Raw genomic sequence first — 9,489 nt, 5'->3', positions numbered from 1 at the left:
AGAGTTTGAGATTGATCATGGTGGCGTCACCGTGAGACAACCGAGAACGCCCAGGTCGGACAAGATCGACATGTCACGAGCGACGAGACCCTACAAGTACATCTCCGGCCCACTGGTGATCAGGTCGACCATCGCCTGCGGATCCATCGGACCCGTGAGCATCCGGGATATCGACGCGAAGGCGGCCCGTTCGTAGTTGCCGGTCGCGAAGTGCCGCATGGCGCCGAGGAAGTCGAACTCGCGCTGCATCCGCCGCTGTGCCGGGCCGATGCGGCGGGCGAGGTCGTCGACGAGCGGGGTGGCGTTCGTGCCGACGAAGCAGCCGCCGACCTCGGCGCGACGCTCCGAGCTGCCGATGCGGACCTGCGACCACATCTCCTCGGGCACCTCGGCCTGCCACTGCTGCCAGGCCTCGAGGATCGCCGACTGCCGGTCGGGGGTGTAGTCGAGGGACCAGACCGTCAGCGGCTCGGCCGGGACGGTCCGGAAGGTGAACGATGTGATGACGCCGAAGTTGCCGCCGCCGGCCCCGCGCAGGGCCCAGAACAGCTCGGGTTCCTGCGTATCGGAGACGGTATGCAAAGCACCGTCGGCCGTCACGATGGTCGCGGCGACGAGTTGGTCGCTACTGAGTCCGCATTTGCGGCCCAGGACGCCAATACCGCCGCCCAGGGTGAGGCCCGCGACGCCCACCGACGGGCAGGTGCCGGCCGACAGCATTCGGCCGGCCCGCCCGATTTCGCTGTAGACGCCGGCCATTCGCGCTCCGGCGCCGACAACGGCTGTGCCGTCGTCCCGCACCTCGACGGTGTCCAACCGGGACACGTCGACGATCAGGCCGCCGTCCGGTGTGGAATAGCCGGCGTAGCTGTGGCCGCCGCTGCGCGCCGCGACCGGGTTCCCTTGCGTGCGCGCGAATTCCACGCAGCGCTGGACGTCCGCGGGCGTTTCGCACAGCGCGATCGCCGCCGGGCGGCGGTGGTCGTAGAGGGACAGGAAAACACGCTTGGCTTGCGCGTAGTCGGCGTCCGCCGGCTGGAGGAGTCGACCGGCAAGCCCCCGGGCCAAGTCGTCCACCCGATCACGTTACTTGCGGCGGAACGTGACCCCCAAGTCCTTTCGCAGGTACACCTCGATGAACACACGCAGATACGGGTCTTCCTCCATCTGCGTGAACACCTCCACCAACGCGGGGTCAACCTGCTCGGTGAGCAGCACGATTCGCCACAGGTTCAGCGGCTGTTCCTCGGTGCCCGCCACCGAGTGCTCCACGTGGAAGATCGGCTGCGCGGTGGTGCCGGTGACGGTGCGGCCGTCCGGCGTGACGAAGCCGGTGTCGCCGACGAAGAACGCCCGCTGGTTGTCGTGGTCGAGGCGGACGTGCTCGATGATCGTGCCGAAGCGCTCCGGATCGGCCCAGATCCGCTGGTCCGAGATGCGGGTGAAGTCCTCGAGCGCACCATGCCGGGTGCTGGGGAACTTCTCCGCGCCGGGGGCGACGACGGTCGGGATGTAGACGTCCGGGGCGGCCGCCTTGCGGGACTCCATGTCCCACAACATGGTTCGGGTGAACGTCAGCTCGCGGTCCAGCTCGTAGCGGTCGGCGAGGACCTGGTTGACGTCCACCGGCGGCAGGTCGATCGCGGTGACGCCGGGCCGGTTCCAGGCGTCGGCCAGGATCTTCTCGTGGTCCACGTCAGGCCAGCCAGGCACGGACGACGTCCCAGGCGGGGTGGGCGGGGTCGATGACGTCGAAGTGGTTGGCATCGTGCACCTCCGTGAACTCGGCGGACGGGTGGTCGGCGTACTTCTTCGGGACGACGTCGTCGGCGTCCCCCAGGACTTGCAGCAGCGGGACGGTCAGCGGCTGCGCCGCCCGCGCGTAGCGGTCGGGCACCTCGGCGCGGTGACCGCCCAGGATCAGCGGCGCGATGCCGTCGCCGACCAGGCCGGCGATCACCGCCGCCAGCTCCGGGCGTTGCGTCCCCGGCGCGCCGGCGGGCGGCGGGGCGGTCGGGTCCGCCAGCACCGTGCCGAACTTGTCGGCGTCGGCCGCCGCGAGGTCGAGGACGCCCGCCAGCGAGACGGCCTTCTGCACCTGCACCTTGCCGTCGGTGCGACCGGCCAGCCAGGCCGCCAGCTGTCCCCCGGCCGAGTGACCGACGACCTGCACGCGGCTCGTGTCCAGCGCCAGATCCAGGCCGTCGAGCAGGTCGACCGCCGCCTCGACGTCGTCGAAGGTGCCCGGCCAGCCGCCGCCGTCCTCGCCGATCCGGCGGTACTCGATGTTCCACACCGCGTATCCGTCCCCGACCAGGGCGTCGGCCAGCGGGGTCGTCTGGCGGCGATCCCACATCGCCGTCCAGAAGCCGCCGTGGATCAGCACGATCACCGGGAACGGGCCGTCGCCCTCCGGCAGGTAGAGCTCGCCGACCTGCGAGGGGTGCGGACCGTAGGCGATCGTCCGGACTGGGCGGTAGCCGTCCTCCGCGTCGTCGTAGCGGACGCCGCGGTCCGAGCTCACCAGCGTGTCGATGGTGGCGAAGAAGGCCGCGATCTCCGGCTGGTTCGCGCCCTTGGCGCGGGACTCGTCCCAAGCCGTGTCGTCGATCCACTCCACGAGGTCCAGCCACTTGTCGTCGGCCACGCGGATCAGCTTCGCGGTCACGAAGCCCCGCCGGTCGCGGCGGAAGGCGTCCACCATGCCCGGCCGCGCGGCCAGCATCGCGGCGGTGTTCTCCGGCTTCACGGTGAAGGTGGTCAGTTCGGTGACGGACATCGGCTCCTCCTCGACGCTGCTGACCCGAGGATAGTCACTAATCTTGACTATCCTCAACCGTGACCACCCGGCGGTGGCTAGGATCACGCGCATGGCACTTCCCGAGGGACTGCTGGACCTCCTGCGCAAGCCCAGCCCGTGTTTCGTCGCCACCATCAACCCCGACGGCTCGCCGCAGCTGACGCAGACGTGGGTGGACACCGACGGCACGCACGTGCTCGTCAACACCGTGGAGGGCTTCCAGAAGGTGCGCAACATGCGCCGGGACCCCCGGGTGTCGCTCAACGTCACCGATCCCGACAACACGTTCCGCTACTACCGGGTCCGGGGGCGGGTCGTGTCCATCACCGCCGAGGGCGGCGCCGACCACATCGACGTGCTGGCGAAGCGCTACACCGGCCGCCCCTACGCCTGGTACGGCGGCCGCGAACAGGTCCGTCTCATCGTCGCCATCGAGGCCGAGCACGTTGGCACGATGGGCTGACGCCTTTTTCGCCACATGCGCTTCCTACTTGCGCCCAGATGCCACATAGGAAGCGCATGTGGCATATCCACGTGTTTCGGTGTGTCGGTGAGCGCGACTCGCCGAGGTGGAGTAGGCAGGACCGCGTGGATCCGGTTCGGGCGTTGGAACAGGTCGCGTTCGAACTGGAGCGCGCCGGCGAGCCCAGCTACCGGGTCCGGGCGTTCCGCAAGGCCGCCGAGGTCATCGCCGCCGTGCCTGTCGACAGGGTGGCGCACATGGTGCGCATGGGCACCCTCACCAAGCTGCCCGGCATCGGCAAGTCCACCGCCGGTGTCATCGCCAACGCCGTTCGGGGCGAGCCCATCTCGTACCTCGAGAAGGCCGCCCAGACCGCCGGCCCCGACCTGTCCGGCGGGGCCGCGCTGCGGGCGTCGCTGCGGGGCGACTGCCACACCCATTCCGACTGGTCCGACGGCGGCAGTCCCCCCGACGTCATGGCCCGCGCCGCCCGGGACCTCGGGCACGAGTGGATCGCCCTCACCGACCATTCGCCCCGTCTCACCGTCGCCAACGGCCTGACCGCCGAGCGTCTGCACCGTCAACTCGACGTCGTCGCCGAGGTGAACGCGTCGATGGCCCCGTTCCGGGTGTTGACCGGCATCGAGGTCGACATCCTGCTCGACGGCTCCCTCGACCAGTCCCCCGACCTGCTCGACCGCCTGGACGTCGTCGTCGCCAGCGTCCACTCCAAGCTCCGGATGCCCGCCGTCGAGATGACCCCTCGGCTCTTGGCTGCCGTCGCCAACCCCCACGTCACCGTCCTCGGCCACTGCACCGGCCGCCTCGTCACTGGCCGCGGCCGCCCCGAGTCCGAGTTCGACGCCGAGGCCGTCTTCGCCGCCTGCCGCGACCACAACGTCGCCGTCGAGATCAACTCCCGCCCCGAGCGCCTCGACCCACCCCTGCGGCTGCTCCGCCTCGCCGCCGACCTCGGCTGCCTGTTCGCCATCGACACCGACGCCCATGCCCCCGGCCAGCTCACCTGGCAACCCCTCGGCTGCGCCCGCGCCGAGCAGGTCGGCATCACCGCGGACCGCGTCATCAACACCTGGCCGGCGGACGAACTCCTGGCGTGGTCCCGACGCCGCTAGCCGGAAGGAACGACCAGCGTCACTTCTTCGCGTTCGAATCGAAGACGAACTCCCTGATGAAGAAGACCCCGATGACGATGCCGAGGATCACGAGCGCGCCGCCGCCCAGCCACAGGAGATTCACCAGGGTCTGATCATCGCCCTCACGCGGTCGGTAGCTCGTGATGCAGTTGGGGGCACAGGCCTCCTGAATGCTCGTCCCCCACCAGATCAGGCCGGCGCCCGCAGCCCAAACCAGACAGACCACCACAACGCCGAGGACTATGCCGCAGCCACGTCCGCTCTGCTTGCTCTCGTTCGACACCGCACCCCTACCGCGATCGTGACTCACCGTCGCTCGAGCCGCCACCGTAGCCCGCCGACGGCTCGGCCTAGACCGGAATGAGCCGAGAGACGAGGGTGCCCAGCTGCCTGGCGTTGCGGCACTCGTGCATCTCGACGACGGTCGCGTAGTCGTGGGCGGCGGAGTCGCCGGTGTTCCAGAGGTCGCGGCGTTCGGGGTTGAGCCAGAAGGCGCGGCGGGCGGGGGCGAGGAGCCGGGCGAGGGTGTCGAGGCGGGGGTCGCCGTTGTTGTTGCGGGCGTCGCCGAGGATCAACACCGACGTCTTGGGGCCGATGGCGTCGGCGTAGCGGTCGGCGAACTCGTCGAGGGAGCGGCCGTAGTCGGAGTGGCCGTCCCAACGGATGACGGAGGCCTCGCCGAGAATCCGGGCGCCGAGGGCGGAGGGGTCGGCGACGCCGGTGGTGACGAGGTGGGTGACCTCGTCCATCCCGTCGACGAAGGCGAAGACGCGAACCTTGCTGAACTGGTCGCGAAGGGCCTGGACGAGCAGCATGGTGAAGTTGGCGAAGGACGCCACGGAGCCGGACATGTCGCAGAGCAGCACTATCTCGGGACGGCCGGGGCGGTGGCGGCGGAAGACGGGCCGCATGGGGACGCCGCCGGTGGACAGGGAACGCCGAAGGGTGCGGCGGAGGTCGATCTGGCCACGGGCGGCGCGGCGGCGACGGGCGGCCAGCCGGGTCGCCAGTTTTCGGGCCAGCGGTTGGACCATGCGACGCATCTCGGCGACCTGGGCCCGACCGGCTTGCAGGAAATCGAGCTGGTCGGGGGTCGGCGGCACGGCGCTGCGAGAAAGCCGTTCCCGGCCACGGAGTTCGGCGACCCGGCGCAGCGCCTCGCCGCGGACGAACTCGCGAAAGCGTTCTATCCGACGGCGAATCTCGCCACGGTCGAGACGCTCGGTGAAGCCGGGACGGGCCTGCATGGCCGAAAGGACCCGCACGAGCAGGGTCTGCGGCTGCACGCGGTCGAGGGTCTGGTGCGCCGACCACCCGCCGACGCCGGAACTGCCTTGCCCGTACTGGCCGAAGGCGTCCACGGCGAGGCCGGCCAGTTGCAGCAACATCTCCTCGTCGTCGGAAGCCAGCGCGGCGACGAGGCGGTCGTTGAGCTCGTCGAGGGTGACGTGCTCGTGCCTGGCCTGCTCGGGAACGCCTACACCCAAAGGAAAGAACAGGTCGAAGGTGGAGTCGAACACCGCCCGCTGACCGTCCCGGCGGATCAGGCACGCGGCCAGGCCCTCACGGGTGCGCTCGCGGTCACCGAGCCCGAGCACCTCCAGCGCCGCGGCGGCGTCGACGGTCTCCCCCGGCCCGGCCTGAATCCCCTTGGCGCGCAACGCCTGCACGAATTCGGTGAGCCGGTCGGAGACACTCACAGCTTGTCCAGTTCCAGCCGCTGCCCGGCCTTCACCATGTCGTCCTGGTGCTTGAGGATCACGCCCAGGCTGTCCCGCACCAGCTCCTCGCTGAGCCCCGTGGCGCCGAGCTCCAGCAGGGTCCGCGCCCAGTCGATGGTCTCGGCGACCGACGGCGACTTGCGAAGTTCCATGCCCCGCAAGGCGTTGATGACCCGCACGATCGACGTCGTGAGCGTCTCGTCGATGCCGGGCACCCGCGCCAGCACGATCCGCTTCTCCAGGTCCTCGTCGGGAAAGTCGATGTGCAGGAACAGACACCGCCGCCGCAGCGCCTCGGACAGCTCCCGGGTCGCGTTGGACGTCAGCACGGCGAACGGCCGCTGGGTGGCGGTGATGGTGCCCAGCTCCGGCACGGTGACCTGGAAGTCGCCGAGCACCTCCAGCAGGAGCCCCTCCACCTCGACGTCGGCCTTGTCGGTCTCGTCGATCAGCAGCACGGTCGGCTCGTCGCCGCGGATCGCGGTGAGCAGCGGCCGGGCCAGCAGGAACTCCTCGCTGAAGATGTCGTTGCGGGTCTCCTCCCACGTCTCGTCCCGCCCGGCGGTGATCCGCAGCAGCTGCTTGGCGTGGTTCCACTCGTACAGCGCCCGCGACTCGTCCACGCCCTCGTAGCACTGCAGCCGCACCAGCCGCGACCCGGTGACCTGGGCGACGGCCTTGGCCAGCTCGGTCTTGCCGACGCCGGCGGGCCCCTCCACCAGCAGCGGCTTGCCGAGCCGGTCGGCCAGGAACACGGTCGTGGCGACCGCGTTCGAGGCCAGGTAGCCCGACTCGGCCAGCCGCGCGGCCACCTCGTCGACGGACGTGAAGAACCCGGTCACTCGTGCCCTCTTCTCAGCGCTGCGAAGTCCCTCCGGTAGATGAACTTAGCTGCTCCAGCTCCTCGTCGACACGGGCCTGGTGCTCGGCGAGGTCGGCCGCGGCCTGCCGGGGCCGCCACCGCCCGACCATCACGAAGATCAACGGCAGGAACGCGACCTCGCCGCCGACGCACACCCACCACCAGTTCTGCCACTGCCCGGGCGTCGCGGCGGCGGCCTGCTGCACCTCGGCGGCGTGGGCCTGGAGGAAGGCGAGATCCTCCTTCGGCACGGCCGCGGCGGCCTTGAGCCGTTGCAGCGCGGTGGCCTGGTCGACGTTCTGGGCCTGCATGATCTCGGCGACGGCCTTGGTGCCGGCCTCGGCATCGGTCGGGTTCCTGCCCAGCGCCGCCAGGGTCGTGGGATCGACGACGCCGATGGTCTTGATCTCCGCGTCGTACTTGGCGGCGATGGTGGCGACCTCGGTGCCGTACTGCACGAGCGGCGTCATGGACGTGACCACGAACGGCAGCGCGAAGATCGACAACGCGACGACGGCCCGGATGGTCCAGCCCCACACCGCGAGGCCGGTGGCGGTGAGCGCGGGGTTGATCCGCTCGACGGTCTCGGTGAAGCTCGCCATCCACGGCGCGTAGGCGACGGCCATGAACACGGCCAGCACGCTGATGATCCAGACGAAGGTGTAGTAGCCGGTGTCGGGCACGGTCGCGCGGGTCAGGAACACGATGGTCATCACGATCGCGCCCAGCGCGCCGACCAGCATGAAGGGCTTGCGCACGCGCAGCCGGTCGGAGATCACGCCGACCACGATCAGCGACAGCGCGTCGATGCCCCAGAACCAGTTCCCGATGCCGTTGGCCTGGGCCAGGCTGAAGCCGTAGATGGTGGTGAAGTAGATGGTGAAGAAGCCGACCGCGGTGTAGTAGATGATCAGGAACACCGAGATCGCGAAGGCCGAGCCGATCACCCGCACGGTCATCATCTGCCGCCACGGCCGCTCGATGGCCTTCTCCACGTCGATGCCGGCGGCGCGCGCCTCGATCAGCGCCCGGTCCCGCATGCTGACCATGAGCTGGTCGCGCAGGTTCGGCGACAGCTCGCGCAGGCTGAACAGGGCGATCGCGAACACGACGAGCCCGACGATGCCGCAGATGACGAACTGGGACTGCCAGGCCGGCAGCGCGGTGATCGTGTTGCTGGAGACCTCGGACAGCACGAGGCTGCCGACCACGGGCCCGAGCGTCCAGAAGCCCATCGCGGAGGCGCGGCCGAGTTGCGGCGAGAAGTCCCGCACCAGCGCCGGCGTGGCCACGAGGATGATGCCCTCGACGAAGCTGACCAGCGCGAACAGCACGCCGAAGGTGAACTGGTCGGGGGCGTTGGGCAGGCCGAACAGGGTGAGCAGGCCGGTCACGCCGAGGCCGTAGGCGACGAGGTTGGCGCGGCCCCATCTGTCGGCGAGGCCGGCCAGCAGCGACGAGAAGGCGCCGATGGCGTTGCCCACCACCGAGATGTAGACGTAGTACGGGAAGGTCATGTGGTACTGCGCGATGATCGCCGGGGCGACCGCGCCGGGCACGTACAGCTCGTAGTACAGCACCACGGTCGCGGCGACGACGATCGCCAGGTACCAGAGGCGTTGGCGGGTCTCGGGGTAGTGGTCGAGTCGGCGCTGCCACAGCACACTCATGACGCCTCCTTCGGACTACGTTGTCCGCAGCGATATCGTGTGTCACAGGTCACAAGTACGCGGACGTACTTTAGGGATTGGCGGACGGTGGTTCAAGAGGGCTCCCTGGCCAGACGACACAATGACGCCCCCGGTCTGCCCCGGGGGCGGTCGAGCCTGCCCGCCGACGAGGTGCGGGCCAAGCAGCGCGAGCGACTCCTGCACGCGACCGTCGCCGCCGTCGCGGCCGCCGGCTACCACAACATCACCGTCGCCGACATCGTCCGCGGCGCGCGGGTCTCCAAGGCCGCCTTCTACGCCCACTTCCGGGACAAGGAGGACTGCTTCCTCGCCACCACCGCGTACGGCGGGAACCTGATGGTGGACGCCATCGTCGGCGCGACCCGGTCGCTGCCCGCCGGCGCGCCGGCGGCGGAGATCCTGCGCGTGGCCTGCCGGACCTTCCTGCGGTTCCTCGCCGACGAGCCTGCGTTCGCGCGAGTGTTCTACGTCGATATGCCGACCGCCGGGGCGGGGGCCGTCGACCGGCTGGACGCCGCGCAGCACCGGTTCGCCGAGCTGAACCGCACGTGGCACCGGCACGCGCTCAGCCGCCACCCGGACTGGCCGACGGTGCCGTACGACGCGTACCTGGCGCTCGCCGGCGCCACCACGGAGCTGGTCAGCGTGCGGGTCCGGCACGACCGGGCCGCGGAGCTGCCGGCGCTGGAGGACACGCTCGTCGCCCTGCACCTCGCCGTCCTCGCCGGCCGCACCTGGGGTGCCTGAGACTGACATTCGTTGTGTCCGACAGCGCGACTCGCGGGGGTTGGATACTGG

10 protein-coding genes are annotated in these 9,489 nt (G+C 70.0%); 3 read left to right on the top strand and 7 right to left on the bottom strand.

The window, feature by feature from the left end:
- Nucleotides 1-90: 90 nt before the first annotated feature.
- From BCF44_RS25520 to BCF44_RS25510, 3 genes are read right to left on the bottom strand one after another with little or no spacing between them, the layout of a single operon-like run.
- Entirely contained in the window at nt 91-1,077 is a 987-nt protein-coding gene (locus BCF44_RS25520) for an FAD-binding oxidoreductase (RefSeq protein WP_116176862.1), read from the bottom strand.
- Nucleotides 1,078-1,086: 9 nt separating this feature from the next.
- The gene (locus BCF44_RS25515) at nt 1,087-1,713 is read right to left on the bottom strand and encodes a hypothetical protein (RefSeq protein ID WP_147328625.1); all 627 of its coding nucleotides are present in this window, start codon (nt 1,711-1,713) and stop codon (nt 1,087-1,089) included.
- Nucleotides 1,697-2,779: an alpha/beta hydrolase gene (locus tag BCF44_RS25510; RefSeq protein WP_170217732.1), complete on the bottom strand. Its 1,083-nt coding sequence runs from the start codon at nt 2,777-2,779 to the stop codon at nt 1,697-1,699. The genes BCF44_RS25515 and BCF44_RS25510 overlap by 17 nt, the downstream gene beginning before the upstream one ends.
- 91 nt (nt 2,780-2,870) lie before the next feature.
- Here BCF44_RS25510 and BCF44_RS25505 point away from each other — a divergent pair, with 91 nt between their 5' ends.
- Both BCF44_RS25505 and BCF44_RS25500 read left to right on the top strand, forming a co-directional pair.
- Nucleotides 2,871-3,263, top strand: a complete 393-nt coding sequence (locus BCF44_RS25505) for a PPOX class F420-dependent oxidoreductase (RefSeq protein WP_116176924.1) — start codon at nt 2,871-2,873, stop codon at nt 3,261-3,263.
- A gap of 125 nt (nt 3,264-3,388) precedes the next feature.
- Nucleotides 3,389-4,396 (top strand): PHP domain-containing protein, encoded by a 1,008-nt coding sequence (locus tag BCF44_RS25500; RefSeq protein ID WP_116176859.1) that lies wholly within the window; start codon nt 3,389-3,391, stop codon nt 4,394-4,396.
- Between the two features lie 19 nt (nt 4,397-4,415).
- On the opposite strand, the gene BCF44_RS25495 is transcribed toward BCF44_RS25500, so the two are convergent.
- From BCF44_RS25495 to BCF44_RS25480, 4 genes are all read right to left on the bottom strand, one after another.
- Nucleotides 4,416-4,700, bottom strand: coding sequence for a hypothetical protein (locus BCF44_RS25495; protein ID WP_116176858.1), 285 nt, complete (start codon nt 4,698-4,700; stop codon nt 4,416-4,418).
- A 67-nt stretch (nt 4,701-4,767) separates the two neighbouring features.
- Nucleotides 4,768-6,117 (bottom strand): vWA domain-containing protein, encoded by a 1,350-nt coding sequence (locus BCF44_RS25490; protein ID WP_116176857.1) that lies wholly within the window; start codon nt 6,115-6,117, stop codon nt 4,768-4,770.
- A complete protein-coding gene (locus tag BCF44_RS25485) occupies nt 6,114-6,980 on the bottom strand; it encodes an AAA family ATPase (protein WP_116176856.1) in 867 nt (288 codons plus the stop codon). The genes BCF44_RS25490 and BCF44_RS25485 overlap by 4 nt, the downstream gene beginning before the upstream one ends.
- Before the next feature lie 13 nt (nt 6,981-6,993).
- Nucleotides 6,994-8,670 (bottom strand): MFS transporter, encoded by a 1,677-nt coding sequence (locus BCF44_RS25480; RefSeq protein ID WP_116176855.1) that lies wholly within the window; start codon nt 8,668-8,670, stop codon nt 6,994-6,996.
- Nucleotides 8,671-8,757: 87 nt separating this feature from the next.
- On the opposite strand from BCF44_RS25480, the gene BCF44_RS25475 reads away from it, so the two are divergent.
- The gene (locus BCF44_RS25475) at nt 8,758-9,438 is read left to right on the top strand and encodes a TetR/AcrR family transcriptional regulator (protein ID WP_170217731.1); all 681 of its coding nucleotides are present in this window, start codon (nt 8,758-8,760) and stop codon (nt 9,436-9,438) included.
- The last annotated feature ends 51 nt before the right edge of the window (nt 9,439-9,489 follow it).

This window comes from Kutzneria buriramensis (assembly GCF_003387475.1).
Lineage (GTDB): Bacteria > Actinomycetota > Actinomycetes > Mycobacteriales > Pseudonocardiaceae > Kutzneria > Kutzneria buriramensis.
Note: the sequence above shows the minus strand (reverse complement) of the source record. Positions and strands in the feature narration are given on the sequence as shown.

What these genes read in the sequence shown, in the direction of transcription:
- BCF44_RS25510 (WP_170217732.1), bottom strand. Translation starts at nt 2,779, where the DNA reads ATGTCCGTCACCGAACTGACCACCTTCACCGTGAAGCCGGAGAACACC.
- BCF44_RS25505 (WP_116176924.1), top strand. Translation starts at nt 2,871, where the DNA reads ATGGCACTTCCCGAGGGACTGCTGGACCTCCTGCGCAAGCCCAGCCCG.
- BCF44_RS25480 (WP_116176855.1), bottom strand. Translation starts at nt 8,670, where the DNA reads ATGAGTGTGCTGTGGCAGCGCCGACTCGACCACTACCCCGAGACCCGC.